Origin of the sequence: Actinoplanes palleronii (genome assembly GCF_016862315.1) — a bacterium.
GTDB lineage: Bacteria > Actinomycetota > Actinomycetes > Mycobacteriales > Micromonosporaceae > Actinoplanes > Actinoplanes palleronii.
The window spans coordinates 400,849-422,395 of sequence record NZ_BOMS01000014.1 but is presented as its reverse complement, the minus strand read 5'-3'; the positions used below and the strand labels follow the sequence as shown (position 1 = coordinate 422,395).

Annotated in this window: 22 protein-coding genes; 9 read left to right on the top strand and 13 right to left on the bottom strand. The window is 72.4% G+C overall.

Going from position 1 to position 21,547, the window contains the following annotated elements; genetic code table 11:
• Positions 1-54: 54 nt before the first annotated feature.
• Genes Apa02nite_RS05720 through trpC form a run of 4 tightly spaced genes read right to left on the bottom strand, consistent with a single transcriptional unit; the run spans position 55 to position 3,597 of the window.
• A complete protein-coding gene (locus Apa02nite_RS05720; protein ID WP_203824113.1) occupies positions 55-708 on the bottom strand; it encodes a pyridoxine/pyridoxamine 5'-phosphate oxidase in 654 nt (217 codons plus the stop codon).
• Positions 708-1,505: a tryptophan synthase subunit alpha gene (gene trpA, locus Apa02nite_RS05715; protein ID WP_203824112.1), complete on the bottom strand. Its 798-nt coding sequence runs from the start codon at positions 1,503-1,505 to the stop codon at positions 708-710. The genes Apa02nite_RS05720 and trpA overlap by 1 nt, the downstream gene beginning before the upstream one ends.
• Complete coding sequence (gene trpB / locus Apa02nite_RS05710; protein WP_203824111.1) at positions 1,502-2,743, bottom strand: tryptophan synthase subunit beta; 1,242 nt, start codon at positions 2,741-2,743, stop codon at positions 1,502-1,504. Before trpB ends, trpA begins: the two co-directional genes overlap by 4 nt.
• Complete coding sequence (gene trpC / locus Apa02nite_RS05705; RefSeq protein ID WP_067704354.1) at positions 2,740-3,597, bottom strand: indole-3-glycerol phosphate synthase TrpC; 858 nt, start codon at positions 3,595-3,597, stop codon at positions 2,740-2,742. The genes trpB and trpC overlap by 4 nt, the downstream gene beginning before the upstream one ends.
• A gap of 319 nt (positions 3,598-3,916) precedes the next feature.
• On the opposite strand from trpC, the gene Apa02nite_RS05700 reads away from it, so the two are divergent.
• Complete coding sequence (locus tag Apa02nite_RS05700; protein WP_203824110.1) at positions 3,917-4,204, top strand: hypothetical protein; 288 nt, start codon at positions 3,917-3,919, stop codon at positions 4,202-4,204.
• A gap of 36 nt (positions 4,205-4,240) precedes the next feature.
• On the opposite strand, the gene Apa02nite_RS05695 is transcribed toward Apa02nite_RS05700, so the two are convergent.
• From Apa02nite_RS05695 to hisI, 3 genes are read right to left on the bottom strand one after another with little or no spacing between them, the layout of a single operon-like run.
• Positions 4,241-4,798 carry a Trp biosynthesis-associated membrane protein gene (locus Apa02nite_RS05695; protein WP_203824109.1) on the bottom strand — a complete coding sequence of 186 codons (558 nt, stop codon included), beginning with the start codon at positions 4,796-4,798 and terminating at the stop codon, positions 4,241-4,243.
• Positions 4,795-6,303 (bottom strand): anthranilate synthase component I, encoded by a 1,509-nt coding sequence (locus tag Apa02nite_RS05690; RefSeq protein ID WP_203824108.1) that lies wholly within the window; start codon positions 6,301-6,303, stop codon positions 4,795-4,797. The genes Apa02nite_RS05695 and Apa02nite_RS05690 overlap by 4 nt, the downstream gene beginning before the upstream one ends.
• Positions 6,300-6,674, bottom strand: a complete 375-nt coding sequence (gene hisI, locus Apa02nite_RS05685) for a phosphoribosyl-AMP cyclohydrolase (protein WP_067704365.1) — start codon at positions 6,672-6,674, stop codon at positions 6,300-6,302. The genes Apa02nite_RS05690 and hisI overlap by 4 nt, the downstream gene beginning before the upstream one ends.
• A 325-nt stretch (positions 6,675-6,999) precedes the next feature.
• Here hisI and Apa02nite_RS05680 point away from each other — a divergent pair, with 325 nt between their 5' ends.
• Entirely contained in the window at positions 7,000-8,892 is a 1,893-nt protein-coding gene (locus Apa02nite_RS05680) for a hypothetical protein (protein ID WP_203824107.1), read from the top strand.
• A gap of 178 nt (positions 8,893-9,070) precedes the next feature.
• Here the strand turns inward: Apa02nite_RS05680 and Apa02nite_RS05675 are convergent, their stop codons facing one another.
• Positions 9,071-9,796 carry a DUF2470 domain-containing protein gene (locus Apa02nite_RS05675; protein WP_203824106.1) on the bottom strand — a complete coding sequence of 242 codons (726 nt, stop codon included), beginning with the start codon at positions 9,794-9,796 and terminating at the stop codon, positions 9,071-9,073.
• Between the two features lie 70 nt (positions 9,797-9,866).
• On the opposite strand from Apa02nite_RS05675, the gene rpsD reads away from it, so the two are divergent.
• Entirely contained in the window at positions 9,867-10,475 is a 609-nt protein-coding gene (rpsD, locus tag Apa02nite_RS05670; protein WP_067704372.1) for a 30S ribosomal protein S4, read from the top strand.
• A gap of 152 nt (positions 10,476-10,627) precedes the next feature.
• Here the strand turns inward: rpsD and Apa02nite_RS05665 are convergent, their stop codons facing one another.
• Both Apa02nite_RS05665 and Apa02nite_RS05660 read right to left on the bottom strand, forming a co-directional pair.
• Positions 10,628-12,391 carry an ABC transporter ATP-binding protein gene (locus Apa02nite_RS05665; protein ID WP_203824105.1) on the bottom strand — a complete coding sequence of 588 codons (1,764 nt, stop codon included), beginning with the start codon at positions 12,389-12,391 and terminating at the stop codon, positions 10,628-10,630.
• Positions 12,388-14,163 (bottom strand): ABC transporter ATP-binding protein, encoded by a 1,776-nt coding sequence (locus Apa02nite_RS05660; RefSeq protein ID WP_203824104.1) that lies wholly within the window; start codon positions 14,161-14,163, stop codon positions 12,388-12,390. The genes Apa02nite_RS05665 and Apa02nite_RS05660 overlap by 4 nt, the downstream gene beginning before the upstream one ends.
• Before the next feature lie 201 nt (positions 14,164-14,364).
• Here Apa02nite_RS05660 and Apa02nite_RS05655 point away from each other — a divergent pair, with 201 nt between their 5' ends.
• From Apa02nite_RS05655 to Apa02nite_RS05640, 4 genes are read left to right on the top strand one after another with little or no spacing between them, the layout of a single operon-like run.
• Positions 14,365-14,598, top strand: a complete 234-nt coding sequence (locus tag Apa02nite_RS05655; protein WP_203824103.1) for a hypothetical protein — start codon at positions 14,365-14,367, stop codon at positions 14,596-14,598.
• Positions 14,592-14,912 carry a thioredoxin family protein gene (locus tag Apa02nite_RS05650; RefSeq protein WP_203824102.1) on the top strand — a complete coding sequence of 107 codons (321 nt, stop codon included), beginning with the start codon at positions 14,592-14,594 and terminating at the stop codon, positions 14,910-14,912. The genes Apa02nite_RS05655 and Apa02nite_RS05650 overlap by 7 nt, the downstream gene beginning before the upstream one ends.
• Complete coding sequence (locus Apa02nite_RS05645) at positions 14,909-15,385, top strand: protein-disulfide reductase DsbD domain-containing protein (RefSeq protein WP_203824101.1); 477 nt, start codon at positions 14,909-14,911, stop codon at positions 15,383-15,385. Before Apa02nite_RS05650 ends, Apa02nite_RS05645 begins: the two co-directional genes overlap by 4 nt.
• Positions 15,385-16,011, top strand: coding sequence for a TIGR03085 family metal-binding protein (locus Apa02nite_RS05640; protein WP_203824100.1), 627 nt, complete (start codon positions 15,385-15,387; stop codon positions 16,009-16,011). The genes Apa02nite_RS05645 and Apa02nite_RS05640 overlap by 1 nt, the downstream gene beginning before the upstream one ends.
• 113 nt (positions 16,012-16,124) lie before the next feature.
• On the opposite strand, the gene pdxR is transcribed toward Apa02nite_RS05640, so the two are convergent.
• Positions 16,125-17,498, bottom strand: coding sequence for a MocR-like pyridoxine biosynthesis transcription factor PdxR (pdxR, locus tag Apa02nite_RS05635; RefSeq protein ID WP_203824099.1), 1,374 nt, complete (start codon positions 17,496-17,498; stop codon positions 16,125-16,127).
• Between the two features lie 96 nt (positions 17,499-17,594).
• Here pdxR and Apa02nite_RS05630 point away from each other — a divergent pair, with 96 nt between their 5' ends.
• Positions 17,595-17,813, top strand: coding sequence for a hypothetical protein (locus tag Apa02nite_RS05630; protein ID WP_203824098.1), 219 nt, complete (start codon positions 17,595-17,597; stop codon positions 17,811-17,813).
• Here Apa02nite_RS05630 and Apa02nite_RS05625 read toward each other — a convergent pair.
• Positions 17,794-18,672, bottom strand: coding sequence for a carbohydrate kinase family protein (locus Apa02nite_RS05625; protein WP_203824097.1), 879 nt, complete (start codon positions 18,670-18,672; stop codon positions 17,794-17,796). The genes Apa02nite_RS05630 and Apa02nite_RS05625 overlap by 20 nt on opposite strands.
• A 127-nt stretch (positions 18,673-18,799) precedes the next feature.
• Here Apa02nite_RS05625 and Apa02nite_RS05620 point away from each other — a divergent pair, with 127 nt between their 5' ends.
• A complete protein-coding gene (locus Apa02nite_RS05620) occupies positions 18,800-20,623 on the top strand; it encodes an AMP-dependent synthetase/ligase (RefSeq protein ID WP_203824096.1) in 1,824 nt (607 codons plus the stop codon).
• A 48-nt stretch (positions 20,624-20,671) separates the two neighbouring features.
• Here Apa02nite_RS05620 and Apa02nite_RS05615 read toward each other — a convergent pair whose 3' ends face one another.
• Complete coding sequence (locus tag Apa02nite_RS05615; RefSeq protein ID WP_203824095.1) at positions 20,672-21,523, bottom strand: sigma-70 family RNA polymerase sigma factor; 852 nt, start codon at positions 21,521-21,523, stop codon at positions 20,672-20,674.
• Positions 21,524-21,547: the final 24 nt, after the last annotated feature.

Genomic DNA, 21,547 nt, shown 5'->3' with positions numbered 1-21,547 from the left:
CGCGCCGGTTGGCAATGCCCCGGGTGAGCCGATGATTTCGGCTCGATCGGCCGGTCAGGGCCAGAGCCGTTCCTTGATCCATTCATCGGCGGAGCGGCGGTACCGCAGGCGCACGTGCCGGCGGGACGCGTCGCCCTGCCAGAACTCCACACTGACCGGGTCGAGCGCGTAGACGACGTGGCCGGCGGGCACGAAGCCGGGATCCTCGTCGATCAGGCGCTGCGCCTCGGACCGGGCCAGACCCTCGTTCTCCGGATCGGTGATCACGTCACTCTGCGCGCTGCTCAACGACGCGAGACGGGCCGCCGGGGACCGCGCCAGGAAGTCGTCGGCCGCGACCGACACCCCAAGATCAAAAACATGTCCTCGTACGCGGATCTGCCGCCCCTGCTCCCGCCAGTGGAAGCCGAGAGCGGCGGCCGGGTGCGCGGTGAGGTGACGGCCCTTGGCGCTGGTCCGGTCGGTGACGAACTGCCAGCCACGGGCGTCCAGATCCCGCAGGACCAGCACCCGCACGTCCGGCAGCGCGTCCTGATCCACCGTCGCCACGCTCATCACGTGCGGTTCGCGCACGCCGGCCGCGACCGCCTCGCCGAGCCAGCGCAGGAACAGCTCACGCGGCTCGGCCGGAGTGTCGTCGAGGTCGAAGCCGGGCAGCTCGCCGGTCATCACCGGGAGGCCACGCAGCAGCCAGCTGATGCCGTCCATCAGCGGCGGCGCACACCCTCCGCCAGCTCCGCACTGAGCGCACGGAGTCGCTGGAGCCCGGTGGCCCGGTCCGGCGCGTCGAGCATGCAGCGGATCAGCGCGCTGCCGACGATCACACCGTCGGCGAACGCGGCCACCTCGGCGGCCTGCGCACCGTTGCCGACGCCCAGCCCCACGCCGATCGGCAGCTCCGGGTCGATCGCGCGGATCCGGGCGACCAGGTCGGGCGCCTGCGAGGAGACCGAGGTGCGGGCGCCGGTGACACCCATCAGCGCGGTGGCGTAGACGAATCCCCGGCAGTTGCCCAGGGTCATCGCCAGCCGCTCGTCGGTCGAGCTCGGCGCGACCAGGAACGTCCGGTCGATCCGGTGCTTCTCCGAGGCGGCGATCCACTCCTGTGCCTCGTCCGGGATCAGGTCGGGCGTGATCAGCCCGGTGGCCCCGGCGGCGGCGAGGTCGCGGGCGAACGCGTCGATGCCGTACTTCTCGATCGGGTTCCAGTAGGTCATCAGCACCACCGTGGCGCCGGCCGACGCCACCGCCTCGATGATCTTCAGGGTGTCCCGGGTACGGACCCCGTTGGCCAGCGCGATGTCGCTGGCCTTCTGGATCACCGGGCCGTCCATCACCGGGTCGGAGTACGGCAGCTCGACCTCGATGACGTCGCAGCCGGCCTCGTGCATCGCGATCATCTGCTCGATGCTGTGGTCGACCGTCGGGAAGCCGGCCGGCATGCAGCCGACCAGCACCGCGCGGTCTTCTTTTTTCGCCGCGGCGAAAGTCTCCGCGATGCTCACGTGTTCTCCCCCGGGACGACCTTCTCGACCTGGTCGAGGATGCCGAAGTAGGCGCCGGCGGTGTGCACGTCCTTGTCACCGCGCCCGGACAGGTTCACCACGATGGTCGGGGTCCGGCCCAGCTCCTCGCGCAGCCGCGGCGCGAGTTTCGCGACGCCGGCCAGCGCGTGCGAGCTCTCGATCGCCGGGATGATCCCCTCGGTCCGGCAGAGCAGCTGGAACGCCGCCATCGCCTCGGTGTCGGTGATCGGCTCGTAGCTGGCCCGGCCGGTGTCGTGCAGCCAGGCGTGCTCCGGGCCGACACCCGGGTAGTCCAGGCCGGCCGAGATCGAGTGCGACTCGATGGTCTGGCCGTCCTCGTCCTGCAGCAGGTAGGTGCGGTTGCCGTGCAGGACGCCGACCGTCCCGCCGGTGATCGACGCCGCATGCCGGCCGGTCTCCACGCCGTCGCCGCCGGCCTCGAAGCCGTACAGCCGGACGCCCTCGTCGGGGACGAACGCGTGGAAGATGCCGATCGCGTTGGAACCGCCGCCGACACAGGCCGCGACCGCGTCCGGCAGCTTGCCGAGCTGGTCCAGGCACTGCTGCCGGGCCTCGATCCCGATGCCGCTGACGAAGTCGCGGACGATCTCCGGGAACGGGTGCGGACCGGCCGCGGTGCCGAGCAGGTAGTGCGTGGTGTCGACGGTGGAGACCCAGTCGCGCAGCGCCTCGTTCAAGGCGTCCTTCAGCGTCCGGGACCCGTTCGTCACCGGGATCACGGTGGCGCCGAGCATCCGCATCCGGGCCACGTTCAGCGCCTGGCGCTCGGTGTCCATCTCGCCCATGTAGACCACGCACTCGAGGTCGAGCAGAGCGGCGGCGGTCGCGCTGGCCACGCCGTGCTGGCCGGCGCCGGTCTCGGCGATCACCCGGGGCTTGCCCATCCGCTTGGCGAGCAGCGCCTGACCGAGCACGTTGCGCACCTTGTGGGCGCCGGTGTGGTTGAGGTCCTCCCGCTTGAGCAGGATCTCCGCGCCGAGCTTCTCGGACAGCCGGTTCGCCCGGTAGAGCAGCGAGGGCGTGCCGGCGTAGTTGAGCAGCAGGTCCTTGAAGGTCGCCTGGAACTCCGGGTCGACCTTGGCCGACCGGTACGCCGCCTCAAGCTCGTCGAGCGCCTTGATCAGCGCCTCCGGAACGAACCGGCCACCGTACTTACCGAAGTGGCCGGCCAGATCCGGAAAAGTGGGCGCGCTCACCGAACCGGCCTGGGCGTCGCCGGGTGGTTACCGGCGTTGACCAGCTCGGCCACCGCGTCGCGCGGCGACTTCTGCGTCACCAGGCCCTCGCCGACCAGCACCGCGTCGGCACCGGCCGAGGCGTAGCGGATCAGGTCGTGCGGGCCACGGACGCCGGACTCGGCGATCTTCACGACGTTGTTCGGCAGCCCGGGCGCGATCCGCTCGAAGACCGACCGATCCACCTCGAGGGTGCGCAGGTCCCGGGCGTTGACCCCGATGACCTTCGCGTTCGCCTCGAGCGCCCGGTCCGCCTCCTCCTCGTTGTGCACCTCGACGAGGGCGGTCATGCCCAGCGACTCGATCCGCTCGAGAAGGCCGACGAGAGCGTTCTGCTCCAGCGCGGCGACGATCAGCAGCACCAGGTCGGCGCCGTGCGCACGGGCCTCGTGCACCTGATAGCTGGAGACCACGAAGTCCTTGCGCAGGACCGGCACCTTGACCGCGGCTCGCACCGCGACCAGGTCGTCCAGCGATCCGCCGAACCAGCGGCCCTCGGTGAGCACGCTGATGCACCGGGCACCGCCGGCCGCGTACTCACCGGCCAGCTCGGCCGGATCCGGGATGTCGGCGAGCGCACCCTTGGACGGGGACGACCGCTTCACCTCGGCGATCACCGCCACGCCCGGCTTGCGCAGCGCCGCGTACGCGTCGATCGCCGGCGGCGCGGCCGCGGCGAGGTCGCGCACCTTCTCCAGCGGCGTCGTCGCCTGACGCGCCGCTACGTCCTCGCGTACACCTGCGAGGATCTCCTCGAGTACGTTCTGCGGCCGTGCGGGGCCGCCAGTGCCCGCGTCCGCCTGATCGGATGTCACGTAATGACTCCCCTCTCCGGGTGTCTTCCGCCCGATGCTAGGAGGTCCGGCCGGTCCCCGGCCCTCCGGGGTATGGCGCGCCTCACGAGGTGGGCTGGGGCATAATGCCAGGCTGCCCCGGTCCGGCTGTCTTCTCGCTCACACCGGTTGAGCAGCCATCCCCCGTTGTGCAGGGGCACTTCCTCCGAACGGCCGACACCACGATGCGTTGACGTTCGTGTCACCGTGCGGAAATACGGCTCCGGCATCGTATGTCTCGGGCAGACTGGTCCACGGCGTCGACGGCGCCGCCACCCGGACGATGATGCGGAGTCGACCAATGGCCACTGATCAGCACCCTCCCGTAGGTTTCGCCGAGGTCTCCCGGACGCTGGTCGCCATCGCCGCCGAAGTCGTCACCGGCGTGCAGCGCGCCGTGGTGGGCTCGGACAACGTGCGGACCGCGCGGGACAACGCCTGGTCCGCGATCGAGGCCGACCGGGCCCGGGCCGTCGCCCGCGCCGAGACCAGCCGGGCGGTTGCCGCCATCGTCGCCACCCACCCGCGCCGCACGGTGGCCGCGGCACACCGCCGGTCCCGCACGGTGGCCACGACGGTCCACGGCTGATCCCTTACTTACCCCGCGACAAAACCCTTAACCGCCTCAAGCGGTCGGATCGTCACCGCGGTCCAGAGCGTCCCACGCCGCGCGGTTGTCGGCCGGCGCCAGCTCCGCGCTCTCCGGCCGGGTCGTCACCGGCACGGGAGCGGGTGCGGCCGGGCGGTCGTACCGGGCGGACATCGCCGCCCAGCGGTGGCCGTGCCGCGCGGCGAGCAGCCCGCCCAGCGTGATCGCCGCGCCGCCCAGCACCGCGGCGACCGGCCAGAACACCGCTCCGGCACCGGCCTCACCGGCGTCCGTCCCGGTCCGGGCCAAAATAGCGCCGGCCACGACGCCGATCCCGGCCAGCGTGAGCAGCCCGCCCAGCACCCGCCGCGCCAGGCCCCGGGTGGCCAGCAGCGCGCCGGCACCGGCCAGGGCGACCACCGCGAGACCGATCAGCCACGGCTGCGCGTCGGCGCCGGTGCGCGCGGAGCTCAGGTCGGTCAGCCCGGTGCGGTGCTCGACGGTCAGCGACCACGTCCGGGTGACCGCGTAGAGGGTCAGTCCGGCGCCGGCCAGGCAGGCGGCGATCGCGGCGAGGTGCGAACGGCGGTTCATCGCGCCGGGCGCAGGGTCTCGGCGGCGGCGATCGCGGCGAGCACCGCGGCGGCCTTGTTCCGGGTCTCCTGCTCCTCGGCCACCGGGTCGGAGTCGGCGACGATGCCGGCGCCCGCGCCGACGTACGCGACGCCGTCCTTGACCAGCGCGGTCCGGATGGCGATCGCCATGTCCATGTCACCGGCGAAGCCGAAATAGCCGACCGTGCCGCCGTAGAGACCGCGCCGGGTCGGCTCCAGCTCCTCGATGATCTCCATGGCCCGGACCTTGGGCGCGCCGGAGAGCGTGCCGGCCGGGAACGTCGCGGCCAGCGCGTCGAACGCGGTCCGGTCCTCGCGGAGCCGGCCGACCACTGTCGACACGATGTGCATGACGTGGCTGTACCGCTCGATCCGGGCGAACTCCGGCACCTCGACACTGCCCGGCTCGCAGACCCGGCCCAGGTCGTTGCGGCCCAGGTCGACGAGCATGACGTGCTCGGAGCGCTCCTTCGGGTCGGCCAGCAGCTCGGCGGCGAGCGCGGCGTCCTGCTCCGGGGTGGCGCCCCGCCAGCGGGTGCCGGCGATCGGGTGCAGCAGCGCCGTCCGGTTCGCACTGACCTTGAGGTGCGCCTCCGGCGAGGACCCGACGATGTCGAAGTCGTCGAACCGGAGCAGGTACATGTACGGGCTCGGGTTGGTGGCCCGCAGCACCCGGTAGATGTCCAGCGCGTTGGCGTCGGTGGGCCGCTCGAACCGCTGGGCCACCACGATCTGGAAGCACTCGCCGGCCCGGATCGCCTCCTTGGCCTGCTCGACCGCCTTCTGGTAGTCGCCCGGGACGGTACGGCTGACCGGCTCGCCGGCCGGTCGGCGCTCCACCGTGGAGATCATCGGCGGGGTGGGCCGGGACAGCGCGGTGGTCATCGCGTCCAGCCGGCCGACCGCGTGGTGGTAGGCCGCGCGGCGGGCCGCGTCGTCGGCGTCCTCGGCCAGCACCGCGTTCGCGACCAGCAGCGCCGAGCCGTCGTGGTGGTCGAGCACCACCAGGTCGGTGGCGAGCATCATGCCCAGCTCGGGCAACGGCACGTCGACGGCGGCGGTGGACGGCAACCGCTCGAACCGGCGGACCAGGTCGTAGCTGAGGTAGCCGACCATGCCACCGGTGAGCGGGGGCAGGTCGGCGTCGGGCGCGGCGCCGCCGGTCAGCGCGGCCACCGTCTCGCGCAGGGCCACCACCGGATCGCCGTCCAGCGGCACGCCGTCCGGGGGCGTGCCGAGCCACGCGGCCTGCCCGTCCTTCTCGACCAGGGTGGCGGCGCTGCGGACACCGATGAACGAGTAGCGCGACCAGGCCAGGCCCTGCTCGGCCGACTCCAGCAGGAAGGTGCCGGGGCCACCGGCCAGTTTGGTGTAGACGCCGACCGGAGTCTCGCCGTCGGCGAGCAGCTTGCGGGTGACCGGGACGACGCGCTTGCCCGATGCGACGAACGTCGCCTCGTCCGGGCTGACGATGCCGCTTGTCACAGCGCCTCCAGAGCCGATACCGGGAGTTCCGCGGAGAAGCAGGTGTGTGTGCCGGTGTGGCAGGCCGCCCCGGTCTGCTCGACGGTCACCAGCAGCGCGTCGCCGTCGCAGTCCAGCGCGACCTTCCTGACGAGCTGGTGGTGGCCGGAGGTGGCGCCCTTCACCCAGTACTCCTGCCGGCTGCGGGACCAGTAGGTGGCCCGGCCGGTGGTCAGGGTGCGGTGCAGCGCCTCGGCGTCCATCCAGGCCAGCATCAGCACCTCGTTGGTGCCGTGCTCCTGGACGATCGCGGCGACCAGTCCGTCCGTGGTGCGCTTGAGCCGGGCGGCGATCGCCGCGTCGAGGGACGTCTCTGCATCTGATACGGGCACGAGTCCGATTCTCTCCCATCGTTGCGGAACATTTGCGGGGGCGTCGCCGGGCTTCGCGCAGGAAGCCCCACGATCCGGTCACAGGGGATGTGCCCGGCCGATCGGGACGGTACCGTCGGCGGGGCGCCGTACCAGCCTGAGATGCCCGGCGCCCGCCGCCGATGTGTCTGCGCAGCTCCAGGCAGCCCCGGTGGGCGCGCCTCGCGACGGGAGTGGTTTACCGATGGAGCCGACGTCCAGCCCCGACAACGCCCGGCCCGCGCCCGGACTCGCCCGTTTTTGGCAGGTTCGTGCGGATTCGGATGCGGATCCGGATGCGAGCTACTTGCCTTCCGCCTATCTGCCCGCCGCGGAGGATCCGGCGCGGGAACCGGCGGCCCTGCCCGAGCCGGAGATGGTGTCGCTCGGCTCCCGCCGGGCCGGCGATCCCCTGGAGTTCGCCCTCCCGTCGCTGCCCGCTGACCTGCTGACCGGCTCGTCGATGGCATTCGGCCCGCGCTCGGCCCCGCCGTTCACGCCGCGGGCCTCGGCACAGGGCCCGGGCGGACCGGCCGGCTCCAACGGCTTCCACGGCGACCCGGGCGATCTGCCGCCGAGTGACCCGTTCGGGTTGAATCGTGCCGCCGGACGCGTCCCCGGCCCGTCCCGCGGCGACGGCGCCGGCCCCCGCCCGGCCGGGCGGTCCCGGCACGGCGATTCTGATCACTCGGTCCCTTCGGACCAGGAACCGCAGGCCGGACAGGACGTAGAGTCCCAGGGGCCCGAGACCGAAACACCGGGCCGGGACAACTCTTTCGGGGGATTCCGGCTCGGCGGCAGCGGGCGATTCCTCTTCGGGGGGCGGGCCGAACCGGGCCCGCAACCGGGCGTCAACGGACACGCCGCCGAAGCGGAACCATCGGCCGCGGAGGAGACCGAGATCGCCGGGACCGGCGACGCTCAAGTCGCCGGGCAATCGGCCGACGAGGAGTCCACCGGTGCGAAGCCGGCGGACGAACCGGCGGACGACGCGTCGCCGGAGGCCGGCCAGGACGCCGCCGATGAGGCGGAACCACGCGACGAGAACGGACGTGAAGACATGAACGGACGGGCAGGAGCCCCCGGGTACGCGCAGGCCGGCGAATCGCCGGGCCCGGACGGGACGCCCGTGGTGGACGGTCCGCTCGGCGAGGCACCCGACCCGGCACTGGAGAACCGCCCGGCCTCGGGCTGGGCCTCGGTGCCGGTGCAGATGCAGCCGCCCACCTCGGGTGGACCGGTCGGTTCGGTCTCCGGTGCGCCGGTCTCGCCGGGGTACGCCCCGGCGCCGTACCTGCCCACCGACTTCACCCCTGACCACCCGGCGGTCAGCCTGGAGCCGGTCTCCGGTCTGCCCGAGCAGGCCCCGGAGCAGTCACTCCCGGCCGTGCCCGCCGACCCGGCCGCCTCGGCCGCTCCGGTCTCCCCCGCCCCGGCTCCGGCGCCGACCTCCGGACCGGCCACCGGTTCCGCCTCGGTGCCGATGCCGGACCTGCAGTTCCCGGCGATGCCGCCGCTGCCCGTCCCGCAGATCCCGGCCACCCGCGCGCCGATCGACCTGCCGGCCGCCCCGGACACCGGGTTCGCCTTCGGCTCGCCGGCCACCACCGGGTACAGCCTGGGCCGTTCCGGCGAGACGTACGGGGTCGCCTCGGTCACCCCGGCCGGGCCGACCGCGCCGCAGACGGGTTCGGTCACGCCGCCGCCGCTCGACTTCCAGCCGTACCCGGAGTCCGGTCTGACCGGTGTGTCGGTGGGCAACCTCGCCGGCCGCGGCCTGCCGGACGAGGACCTGCGTCCGTCCGCGCGCCGCTCGGCCAGCCTGGAGGACGCCGAGCCGGTCCGCCGCCCGGGCCGCCGCGCCGCCCGTGACGAGGACGAGTCGGAGATCACCAACCTGTCGGCCCCGTCCGGCGAGGAAGGGACGATCATCCGGGCCACGGTCTGGGACGAGGACGCCGCCCGGCACTTCCGGGCCGCCTGGCACGAGGTCAAGGCGGAGTTCGTCGACGACCCGGTGACCGCGCTGACCCGGGCGCACGACCTGCTCACCGACGCGGTGAACGAGCTGACCGAGGTCCTGCTGGCCGAGCGGGACGACCTGGACCCGCTGCGCGGCACCGGCACGCCGGACACCGAGAGCATGCGGATGGCGATGCGCGGCTACCGCGAGTTCCTGGACCGGATTCTCTCGCTCTAGGGATTCGCGCAGTGAACTGACCATTAGGTGAGACGCAAAAGATGGGCGGCCCCCGGCACGGGGCCGCCCATCTTTTTTGCTACCCCGCTCACCGCGGCACCGGCGAGCAGGGCGAACGGGATCCCACCACCCGACGGCGGCAGAAGGGGGCGCTGGGATCCCGAGACTCTTCAGACCGTCAAGCCGCGCACCGGTGGCAGAGGATCGGATGCAGCAGGTGGGCCAGGTCGTGGCGGTCGGTGACCGGGCGCGGGAAGGCCAGCCGGGCGCTGCGGGAACCCATCCGGACCACGAAGCCGTACCGGTCCAGGCGCACCACCCGCGGGTCGTCGCCGGGCTTCGCGGCCGGGCCGAGCTGGCGGCGCACGTAGTCGCTCATCTCGGACACGTGGTGGTCGGCCAGGTCGGCGATCAGGTCGAACTCCACCGCGCGCAGCGGGTCCGGCGAGGCCTCGGCGTAGTCGTCCGGGTCGATCTCGACCAGCTTCTCGTTGCGCTCGAAGCGCACCTCGGCCACGTCCATCCGGTAGAGCGACTGGCTCCCCCCGATGTCCAGCAGGTCACCGCAGGCGTCGGTGTCGGCGTAGTCCAGCGCGGCGGTCCGCGCCTGTTCGCCGGTGAGCTTGGCCGCCCACCCGGAGACCCAGACCCGGCCGATCGACGGCGACGAGGCCATCGGCGGCACGTCCCGGATGTCCAGGACCAGCGCGGCGTCGTCGTTGCCGGGCTGCGGCCGCAGCGCGGTGGACAGCGTTCCGTCGGACGGCACGAGCAGCAGCGGGCGGCCCTGCGCGTCGGTCACATGCCTGATCGGAAGCGGTCCGGGGTGGCAGGCGATGTGGGCGACTGCGGGCAGGTGACCGGCGGCGAGGGTACGTCCGATCTCGGCGGGACTGGGTTGCATGACGAGCACCTCCGGGCACCGGTTAGGCTTACCTAAGTTAGGCAAGGCTAACCGTAACAGGAGATCCGGCGTGAACAACTCTCGACCCAAAGCCAAGCTCTCTCGGGCGCTCGGCATCCCTCTCACCCGTAAATGTGTGAAGTACTTCGAGCGGCGGCCGTTCCCGCCGGGCGTGCACGGCCGTGGCCGGCGCAAGAGCTCGGACTACCAGGTCCGTCTGCTGGAGAAGCAGCGCCTGCGGCACCAGTACAACATCAGCGAGGTCCAGATGCGGGCCGCGTACGACGCCGCCCACAAGGCCGAGGGCAAGACCGGCGAGGCCATGGTCACGCTGCTCGAGCGTCGTCTGGACGCGACGGTGGCCCGGGCCGGTCTGGCCCGGACGATCTACCAGGCCCGTCAGCTCGTCGTGCACGGTCACTTCACCGTGGACGGCAAGAAGGTCGACCGGCCGGGCTACAAGCTCAAGCCGGGTCAGGTCATCGAGGTCCGTGAGTCGAGCCGGCAGAAGCCGCCGTTCCAGATCGCGGCGACCGGCGCGCACCTGGACGGACCGACCGCGCCGTACCTCTCCACGGTGCTGGAGGACTTGCGCACCACGGTGATCCGGGTGCCGCTGCGCACCGAGGTCCCGGTCCTCTGCGACGAGCAGCTGGTCGTGGAGTACTACGCCCGATAACCCCGTGCTCCAGGGGCTGTTCGACCCCGAAGATCGCCGCCGGTGAGATGGCACGCGGTTTTCCGACGCCCGCGGGGTTTGCGGGTGGCGGAAGACCGCCTGCCATCTCACCGGTTAACAGGCGATCTTCCGCGGAGCGCAGCGAAGCCGTGCTAGCTCCGTGTCTGTTCCAACCAGCTGGCGTAGAGCTTGGCGTAGATCGAACCTTCCTCGGCGACGAGACGGGCGTGCGGGCCGCGTTGCACGACGCGGCCCGCGTCCACCACGATCACCTCGTCCGCGGACTGCGCGGTGGACAGCCGGTGCGCGATCGCCACCGTGGTCCGGCCGCGGGTGACCAGGTCCAGGGCGTGCTGCAGGCGTACCTCGGTGGCCGGGTCGACAGCGCTGGTCGCCTCGTCCAGCACCAGCAGATCCGGGTCGGCGACGTACGCCCGGACCAGCGCCACCAGCTGCCGCTCCCCCACGCTGAGCGCCTCCCCGCGCTCGCCGACCTCGGTCTCCAGACCCTGCGGCAGCCCGTCCAGCCAGTCGACGAGCCCCAGCTCGACGAAGGCCGCGCGCAACTGCTCGCCGGTGAGCGACGGCTCGGCGAAGCGGATGTTCTCCGCCACCGTGGCGTCGAAGAGGAAACCGTCCTGCGGCACCATCACCACCCGCGACCGCAGCGACGCGAAGCGCACCGAGGTCAGCGGCGTCCCGGAGAGCAGCACCTCGCCCTGCGCCGGGTCCATCAGCCGGGTGAGCAGCTTGGCGAACGTGGTCTTGCCACTGCCGGTCTCCCCGACCACCGCGTACTTGCGCCGGGCGTCGAGGGTCAGATCCACGCCGGACAGCACGATCGGGCCGCCCGGATAGCGGAACGACACGTCGGCGAAGCGCACCGAGAGCGGGCCGACCGGCAGCTCCACCCCCTGGTCGTCGGGGTCGGCCACGTCCGGCTCGACGTCCAGCACGTCCAGGATCCGGCGCCAGCCGGCCACCGCGTTCTGCGCCTCGTTCAGCATGTCGGTGGCGATCTGCACCGGTTGGATGAACAGCGTGACCAGGAACAGGAACGCGGTCAGCTGCCCGACGGTGAGCGCGCCGTCGGCGCCCAGCCAGACACCGACCACGACCACGCCGGCCAGCGCCAGGCCGGCGCCGATCTCGCCGCTGGAGAAGCTGGTCACGCTGGTCCGCATGGCCCGCTGCTGGGCCACCCGGAGATCCTCGATCGAGGAGTCCAGCCGGGCCTGGGTGCGGCCGGCCACCCCGTACGACCGGATCACCGTGGCGCCGACGACGCTCTCGGCGACCGCGCCGAGCATCACGCCGGTGCGCTCGCGGACCGCGCGGTAGACCTCGGCCAGCCGCTTCTGGAACAGCCGGATCACACCGACCGCCGGGCCGAACGCGAGCAGCACCACGAGGGCGAGCTGCCAGGAGTAGACGAACATCACCACGGCCGAGACCAGCAGCTGTCCGGTGGCGAGCAGCAGCTGCACCCCGCCGGTCTGCAGGAACTGGGAGATCTGGTCGACGTCGCTGGTCACCCGGGACACCATCGAGCCGCGCCGCTCGGACTGCTGGTGCAGCATGGACAGGTCGTGGATGTGCCGGAACGTCCGCTGCCGCAGCCCGCTCAGCGCGGTCTCACTGACCGTGAACAGCCGGCGGGTCATCAGGTACCCGCAGAGCGTGGAGATCATCAGCGCGCCAAGGGTGATCGCGACGATCCGGACCACCACGCCGAGGTCCGGGCCGCCCGGCGCGCGGATGCCGTGGTCGATGCCCTGCTGCACGGCGATCGGCACGGCCACCCGGCCGGCCATCTGCAGCACCGCCAGGACGATCGTGCCGCCCAGACCGGTCCGCAGCTCCGGCGACAAGGCCAGGCCACGCTTGACGGTGGCCAGGGTTCCTTCGCCGCTCACTCTTGGTGCTCCGCTTTCTCGTACGCCGTGACCAGGTCCTGATAGCCCGCGTGGAACGTCATCAACTCGGCGTGCGTGCCGGTCGCCACCACCCGCCCGCGTTCCAGGTAGACCACCTGGTCGGCGAGTGCGATGGTGGCACGCCGGTACGCCACCACCAGCACCGACGCGCGCGCGTCGGAGGCTCGCAGCGCGCCGAGGATGGCCGCCTCCACCCGCGGGTCGACAGCGCTGGTGGCGTCGTCGAGCACCAGCAGCCGGGGCTTGCCGGCCAGTGCCCGGGCCAGCGTGAGCCGCTGCCGCTGCCCGCCGGAGAGCGAGGTGCCGCGCTCGCCGACCGCGGTGTCCAGCCCGTCCGGCAGCCCGGCCACGAACCGGTCGGCCTGCGCCAGGGCCAGCGCGTCCCGGACCGCTTCGTCGTCGACACCGGGCCGGTCCAGCGCGATGTTGCCGCGGACCGTGTCGTCGAACACGAACGGCACCTGCGGTACCAGGGCGGCCGCGCCGGCCAGGGCGGAGAGCGCCAGGTCGGGCAGCTTCACCCCGTCGATCCCGATCGAGCCGGACTCCGGGTCGACCAGCCGCACCGCCAGCGAGGCGATCGTCGACTTGCCCGAACCGGTCGCGCCGACCAGCGCCACGGTCCGCCCGGAGGGCACCGTGAAGCTGACGTCGTGCAGGATCTGCGGCCCCTCGCCGTACGAAAAACGCACTTGATCGAACCGCAACTCGGCCGGACCCGCACCGGGCAGCGAACCGTCGCCGTAGGCGAGATCGCCCTCGGCGTCGAGCACCGCCCGCACCCGGTCCCACCCGGCGACGCTGCGCGGCAGCTCGCCGACCACCCAGCCGATCGCGCGGACCGGGAACGCCAGCACGGTGAACAGGAACGCGACGCTGACCACGTCGGCCACCCCGATCGCGCCGGACCGCAGCCGCCACGCGCCGAGCAGCAGCACCGCGAGGGTGCCGAGGCTGGGCAGGCTGTCCATCAGCGGGTCGAACAGGCCACGCAGCCGGCCGACCGCGATCAGCGAGTCGCGCAGCTCGTCGACGAAGACGCCGAACCGGCGGGACTCGTCGGCCTCCCGGCCCATCGTCTTGACCACCAGCGCGCCGTCGAAGCTCTCGTGCGCGACCGCGCTGACCTTGCCGCGCATCTGCTGGGCCCGGATCTGCCGCGGCGACATCCGCCGCGAATAGACCAGGTTGAGCCCGAACAGCGCCGGGAACAGCGTCGCGCCGACCAGCGCGAGCACCCAGTCGGTCAGGAACAGCGAGATCATCGCGGCGATCAGCATCACGATGGTGCCGACCGCGAACGGCAGCGGGGCGATCGGCCCCCAGGCCGCCTCCACGTCCGAGTTCGCGTTGGAGAGCAGCGTGCCGGTGGCGTGCCGCTGGTGCCAGGCCGGCGGCAGCGACAGGTAACGGCCGGTGACCGCGCGCCGATACCGCGCCTGGAGCCGGAACTGCATGAAACCGGCGCCGAGACGCCGGCCGAAAATGCTGGCGACGCGCAGGCCGCTGATCCCCAGGAAGATCGCCGCGACCAGCCAGAGCCGGCCCGTGTCCACCTGGTGCGAGGCGAACGACGGGACCACCACGTGGCCGATCACCCAGCCCACGACGTACGAGTTCGCAATGATCAGCAGCCCGAACAGGCTGCTGCCGATCGCACCGACGATGAAGAGTCGTGGCTCCGTGCGGATCGCGTGGCCGAGCACCCGCAGACCCCGTCCCAGCACGTCGCGGCTGGCTCCGCTGCTCAAAATCCCTACCTGACTGGTAAGCGTTGGCCGGCGAATCCGACCTTACCGATCCCATCCTGCCGAACCGGTGCCCGCCAGCCCCACTGTTTACATTGTGGCCACGATTACACCGGGTCCCCGTTTCCCCCGCTGACGAGGGCAGCGAACGCCGGACCGGACCGCTAGGCTCCCCGCCGCAAGATCATCGGTTAGAGGCTTTCCATGCGGCGTGTGCTGTTCCCGGCCGTGATCGCGGTCCTGACCCTGGCCGGTTGCGACGGGGGCGCGGCCCCGGCCGGCGCCCCGGCCCCGGCGGTATCCCCGGCCACCTCGGCATCCGCCGTTCCCGCGGCGGCGGTCGTGGCTCTGGGCGACTACGGCCCGAAGGCCGATGCGGGGGTCGACATCAAGCGGGCCCTCGCCACCGCGAAGAAATCCGGCCATAACACGTGCTGATCGACTTCGGCGCCGACTGGTGCCTGGACTGCCGGGTGCTCACCGAGCTCACCCAGGACCCGGCGGTCAGCGCTCAGCTGGCCGAAGGTTTCGAGGTGGTCAGCGTCGACGTCGGCGAGTTCGACCGCAACCTGGAGGTGGCACAGGACCTGGGCGTGGACCTGAACACCAGCGGCATCCCGGCGCTCGTCGTGCTCAGCCCGGCCGGCAAGGTCCGGGTGGCGACGAACGACGGCGCCTTCTCCAGCGCACGGTCGATGACCGCCCCCGAGGTCAGCGCGTTCCTCACCAAGTGGGCCCCGGCCGCAGAATGAGGCGGGTTGCCAGAATCGTTCCGCTGCTGCTGGCGCTGGGCGCGTGCGGCGAGCCGGCGCTGCCCGGCGAACTGACCGGGCGGCACCAGGCCGGCGGGGTGACCGTGGACCTCAGCGTCCGGGCCGGCACGCTCACCGCCACCTTCACCCCACTCGAGGGCTACCACCTCTACAGCAAGGACATGCCGGACGACGGCGTCGACGGCATCGGCTTTCCCACCGTGGCCCAGCCGGGCGCCGCCCTGACCGCGGTCGGCCCGGCCACCGCCGACCGCGAGGTGACCGAGCTGCACGTCACCGGGATCGACCTGACCCTGCCGGTCTACCCGGACGGGCCGGTCACGCTGACCGTTCCGGTCCGGGCCACCGGGAGCGACAGGTACGAGGTGACCGTCGGATACGCCGCGTGCAGCACCAGGTCCTGCCTCGCGCCGGTTACCGGGGAGCGCGTCACTCTGCATACCATCGACTGATGAACGACTACGCACGCCGGGAACGCCAGCTGCTCGCCGACCTGCTGCTGCACGTGGGCCCGGACGTGCCGACCCTGTGCGCCGGATGGACCACCCGCGACCTGGCCGCGCACCTGGTGATCCGGGACCGCCGCCCGGACGCCTCGGCCGGGACGCTGATCCCCGCGCTCGCCGCCTACGGGGAGAAGATCCGGCTGGCCCGGGCGGCGCTGCCCTACCCGCAGCTGATCGACGAGGTGCGCACCCCGCCGGTGTGGAGCCCGGTCAGCAACCCGCTGGTGGACGGCCTGGCCAACACGCTGGAGTTCTTCATCCACCACGAGGACGTGCGCCGGGCCGCACCGCAGTGGGAGCCGCGGGTGCTGGAGGCCGGTCAGCAGGCCGCGCTCTGGCGCAGCGCCAAGCTCACCTCCCGGCTGGCCCTGCGTAAGGCGGGCGTGCCGGCCGAGGTGATCGCGACCGGCTTCCCGCCGGTGCGCACCGCGCCGGCGCCGGTGGTGCGGATCACCGGGGACGTCGGCGAGCTGGCGCTGTTCTTCTCCGGCCGTCAGCAGGTGGCCCGGGTCCAGATCGAGGGCGACCCGGCGGTGGCCGAGCGACTGCGCGGGGCGAAGCTGGGTTTCTGACGGTCGGCCCGTCAAACGGTCGGCAGCCGGGCGCCGCTCGCCGACCCGCCGGCGATCGGCGCAGGCGGGCCGGTCAGGGCGATCACCGCGGTGGCCGCGTGGTGCTCACGGCGTCAGAGCAGGCCCGCCAGCAGGGCCAGCCCCTCGTCGATGCGGGCCGGGTCGACGGCGCCGAAGCCGAGGACGATCCCGGTGCGGTCGCCGCCGTACCGGGTCAGGTCCTCGACCGCCAGCCCCTTCGACCGCGCCTTGTCGGAAATATCCGGCAGACCGTGGGACAGCGCGGTCACGTGCAACCCCGCGGCCGACGGCACCACCTCCAGCCCCGGCACCCCGGCCAGGAACGCAACGATCCGGGCGTGCCGGGCGGCGTACTCCCGGCGCGCCCGCCGCACGTGCCGGGCCAGCTCGCCGTCCTCGATGAACCGGGCCAGCGCCGCCTGCGTCGCGATCTGCCCGTACCCGTCGCCGAGCTGCCGGGCCGCGGCCAGGGCGGGGCGCAGCCCGGGCGGGGTGAGCACAAAACCGGTCCGGACGGCGGGCAGCATGCTCTTGGAGAACGTCCCGACGTAGAGCACCCGGCCGGACCGGTCCATCGCCCGCAGCGGTTCGAGCGGGCGGGTCCCGAACCGGAACTCGCTGTCGTAGTCGTCCTCGACGATCGCGCTCTGCCGCCGCCGCGCCCACTCCAGGAGCTGCCGGCGCCGGTCCAGGCTCAGCACCGGGCCGAGCGGGAACTGGTGCGACGGGGTGACGTGGACGAGCCGGGCCTGCGCCGGCACCGCGTCCACGACCAGGCCCTCGCCGTCCACCGGTACGCCGATCACCCGGGCGCCGAGCGAGGTGAACAGCGCCCGGGCCGGCGGGTAGCCGGGCTCCTCCATCGCCACCACGTCACCGGGCCGCAGCAGCACCCGGCCGATCAGGTCGAACGCGTGCTGCGCCCCGTTGGTGACCAGCACCTCGTCCGCGGTGACCGGGATCGAGCGGGCGAAACCCAGGTAGCGGGCGATCGCGGCGCGCAGGGCGGGATGACCGTACGGCTCGGCGTACGTCCCGGGTCCGTTGGCCCGCAGCCGCAGCTCGGCGCCGACCATCCGCCGCCACGTGTCGAACGGGAAGAGCGAGGCGTCCGGGATGCCGGCCCGGAAGTCGTACCGCGGCGGCGGTGCCGCGCCACTGCTCGGCGCCGGGCCGGACTCCCACCCGGCGCGCGGCCGCAGCGGGTCCGGCACCGAGCGGGGCGGCCGCCGCGGGACACGTACCGGGGCCACGAACGTCCCGGCGCCGACCCGCGCGGTGAGGTGCCCCTCGGCCACCAGCCGCTCGTACGCCCCGGCCACACTCCCCCGGGAGACTCCCAGGTCGGCGGCGAGCACCCGGCTGGCCGGCAGCCGGTGCCCGGCCGGCAGCCGCCCGTCGGTGACGGCCTCGCGCAGCGCCCGGTACACCGCCGCCGTCGTCCTGCCCTCGATCACGAGATCCACGCCAGGACGGTATAGACAATCCGGTATACCCGGTGCCCGTAACCGAACGCTTACGCTCAGCCCAGGAACGTTCTACAGCAAACCGGAGGCATGGGCATGGAGATCCGACGTGGCGGATTCCGGGCAGCGGTTGTGCTGGCCCTGGCAGTAGGTGCAGCAGTCCTGACCGCGGGGCCGGCTGCGGCCTCGACGAAAGACCCCGACGTGTCGTTGCTGACCCCGGGCGGTGGCGTCTCGCTGCTGATCCCCGGCGCCGGCGTGTCGTTGCTGACCCCGGGCAGCGGCGTGTCCCTGCTCAGTGGTGGCGCCGGCTGATCAGGCCGGGCCGGGTGATGAAGGAGTCCGCGCCGACCGCGCGGGTGCAGGCGTAAGCCCCTGCGATCACCCCGTCCCTCAGGCAGTCGCCGTCGCTCTTCCCCGCCGTCCAACCGGTCAGGAAAGCGGCGGCGAACGCGTCTCCGGCCCCGTTGGTGTCCACGATCGGCGCGCCCGGGTCGGCCGCGTCGAGATGCGTCACCCCGTCCCGGGTGTAGAGGTCCGCGCCGTCCGCGCCCCGGGTGACCACCACCCGGGAGGCCGCGCCCTCGGCCAGGATCCGCTCCGCGGCGCCGGAGGCGAGGCGTACCCCGCTGACGAAGACCAGGTCGGCGCCGAGCGCGAAGTCCCGGTGGTACGGGTCGGTGCCGTCCCAGTCGTGCAGGTCGGTGGAGACGGTGACCCCGGCGGCGCGCAGCGAGGGCAGCAGGTGCCGGGCCCAGTCCACGATCGTGACGTGCACGTGCCGGATGCCGTCCGGCAGCGGCTGGTAGAGCTGTTCCGGCAGCCGGTAGCCGGGGACGTCGCGCCCGTCGTAGAGGGAGAGGCGCCGCCCGTCCGGGCTCATCAGGTTGACCGCCCGCCGGGTCCCGCCCGGCGCCGTCGCGGTACGCAGCGGGATCCCCCAGCGCTGGAACGCTGCCGTCACCCGGCGCCCCGGTTCGTCGTCACCCACGGTGTCGATCATCTGCACCGACGCGCCCAGCGCGGCCAGCCCGAGCGCGACGCAGGTGCCGGTGTGCGAGACGTGATCCTCGATCGGGCCGCGGGGCCGGGCCGAGTCGGCGGCGAGCACCGGCAGGTCCGCCACCGGGACCACCGTGTCGATGCCGGTACCGCCGATCACCAGGAAAACCATGAGGTCACGGTAACGACTAGGATTGACCAGTTGCCGGGGCACTCTAGCCGTGTAACCGCCCTCGCATTACTCTGCGGTAACACCCACGTTACGTACCCCCCGTTTGAGGTTTTTAAGGCGGCGCCTGATGGCTCTCGACGTTCCCTACCGGTCAATTCCGGACATGTTGTTCCAGCGTGTGGCCAAGACTCCGGACGCGCGGGCGTTCGCCGGGCCCAACGCGGACGACACCGGGATGGACTGGCTGACCTGGCGCCAGGTCGGTGAACGCGCCAAGGCCATCGGGGCCGGGTTGCGCGAGCTCGGTGTCGGGCTGGAGGACCGGGTCGCGATCCTGTCCAGCACCCGCCTCGAGTGGGTCCTGGCCGATCTCGGCATCAACGTGGCCGGCGCGGCCGCCACCACGGTCTACCCGACCACCGAGCCGGAGGACACCGCGTTCATCGTGTCCGACTCCGGTTCGCGGGTGCTGATCGCGGAAAACCCGAAGCAGGCGCTGAAGATCGCCGGCGCGACGACGAGCGTCACCCAGGTGGTGCTGATCGACGGCGCGGCCGACGCCGGTGCCACCCCGCCGCAGATCACCCTGGCCGAGCTGGAGGCGCGTGGCACCGCCGCGATCCAGCGGAACCCGGGCCTGATCGACGACGTCGTCGCCGAGCTGACGCCCGACCACATCGCCACCCTGATCTACACCTCCGGCACCACCGGCCGCCCCAAGGGCGTCGAGCTGCTGCACCGGGCCTGGACCTGGGAGGGCGTGGCGCAGGAGACCACCGGCCTGTTCTCCCCGACCGACCTGCACTACCTGTGGCTGCCGATGTCGCACGCGTTCGGCAAGACGCTGCTCTGCGGCATCGTGCACGTGGGCGTGCCGACCTACGTCGACGGCCGGGTGGACAAGCTGATCGACCTGCTCGCGGTGATCCGGCCGACGCTGATGTGCGCCCCGCCGCGGATCTTCGAGAAGGTCTACAACAAGACCGTCACCAGCGGCCTCTCCGGCGGCGGACTCAAGCCGAAGATCTTCACCTGGGCCGTGGCGACCGGCAAGAAGAAGGTCGTGCTGGAGCAGGCCGGCAAGCCGGTCCCGGCGGCGCTCAAGGCGCAGTACGCGATCGCCGAGAAGCTGGTCTTCTCCAAGCTGCAGGCCAAGCTCGGCGGCAACCTGCGGGTGCTGGTCAGCGGCTCGGCCGCGCTGAGCCGGGACATCTCCGAGTTCTTCGCGGCGGCGAACCTGCCGATCCTGGAGGGCTACGGGATGACCGAGGCCTCCGCGGCGAACTTCGTGAACCGGCACGGCCGCCTCAAGATCGGCTCGGTGGGCGAGGCGCTCGGCGACCTCGAGGTCCGGATCGACACCGACGGCGAGGTGCTGCTGCGCGGCGCGCCGGTGATGCGGGGCTACCACAACCTGCCGGAGGCCACCGCGGAGGCGTTCACCGAGGACGGCTTCCTGCGCACCGGCGACATCGGCGAGCTCGACGCCGAGGGCTTCCTCAAGATCACTGACCGGAAGAAAGACCTGGTCAAGACGTCCGGCGGCAAGTTCATCGCGCCGAGTGCGATCGAGGGCGCGTTCAAGGCGGTCTGTCCCTACACCTCGCAGGCGATCGTGGTCGGCCAGTCGCGCAACTTCGTGACGATGCTGATCTCGCTGGACGAGGACGCCATCGCGGGCTGGGCCGCCGAGGGACCCCTCGCGGGCAAGAGCTATGCCGAGATCGTCGCCGCGCCCGAGACGCACGCGCTGGTCGAGGGCTATCTCGCCGAGCTGAACAGCAAGCTCAACCGGTGGGAGACGGTCAAGAAGTTCACCATCCTGCCGCGCGACCTGAGCATCGAGGCCGGCGAGATCACCCCGTCCATGAAGATCAAGCGGCGCAGTGTCGAGACGAACTTCGCCGAGCAGATCGACAAGATGTACGCGGGTTCCCTGGCCCAGATCTGACCGCTTCTGGTCACCGAAGCCGCCTCCTGACAGGGAGGCGGCTTCTTTTCACACCATGTCGACGGTACGACCACCCGGCTCGGCCAGCAGCTCGATCCCGGCCACCAGCCCGGTGGCACCGATCGTGAACACGAACAGCACCCGCGGTTCGCCCCGGTGCATCCACGCGGCGCCCGGCTGCCCGTCGATGAGCGCGAGCCGGGCTGCCTGCGCCCGGCCGGCGAACGTCCGCGCGACCAGGTCGGCCCCGGTGACCCGCTCGTCGGAGCCCATCGCCACCGCCGCCGGGTCGGCCCGCAGCACCACCTCCGGGTCGAGCAGCTCCAGCAGCGCGCCGAAGTCCCCGCTCCGGGACGCGGCCAGGAACGCGTCCACCACGGCCCGCCGCCGGTTCACGTCGTGCTCGGCCGGGCCCTCCGCGCCGCGGACCCGCCGCCGGGCCCGGCTGGCCAGCTGCCGCGCCGCCTCCGGTGTGCAGCCGACCACCTCGGCGATCTCCGCGAACGGCACCCCGAACAGGTCGTGCAGCACGAACGCCAGCCGCTCCCCCGGGCTCAGCGTGTCCAGCACCAGCAGCAGCGCCGGGCCGAGCGCGTCGGTCAGCAGCACCTCGTCCTCCGGGCCGGCCGCCGCGGCGGGCACGGCCACCGGCAGCTCGGCCGGGTCCTCGCGGCGGGCTGCCCGGGACCGGAGCATGTCCAGGCAGATCCGGGACACCACGGTGGTCAGCCAGCCGGTCAGGTTGCCGACGTCGCCGGTGTCCGCGCGGCTGACGCGTACCCAGGCCTCCTGGACCGCGTCGTCGGCCTCGTGCGCGGAGCCGAGGATCCGCTGCGCCACCGTGCGCAGGTGCGGCCGGGCGTCCTCGAACCGTCGGGCCAGGAACTCGGATTCGCTCATCGTCACACTCTCCGCTCGGGGTCC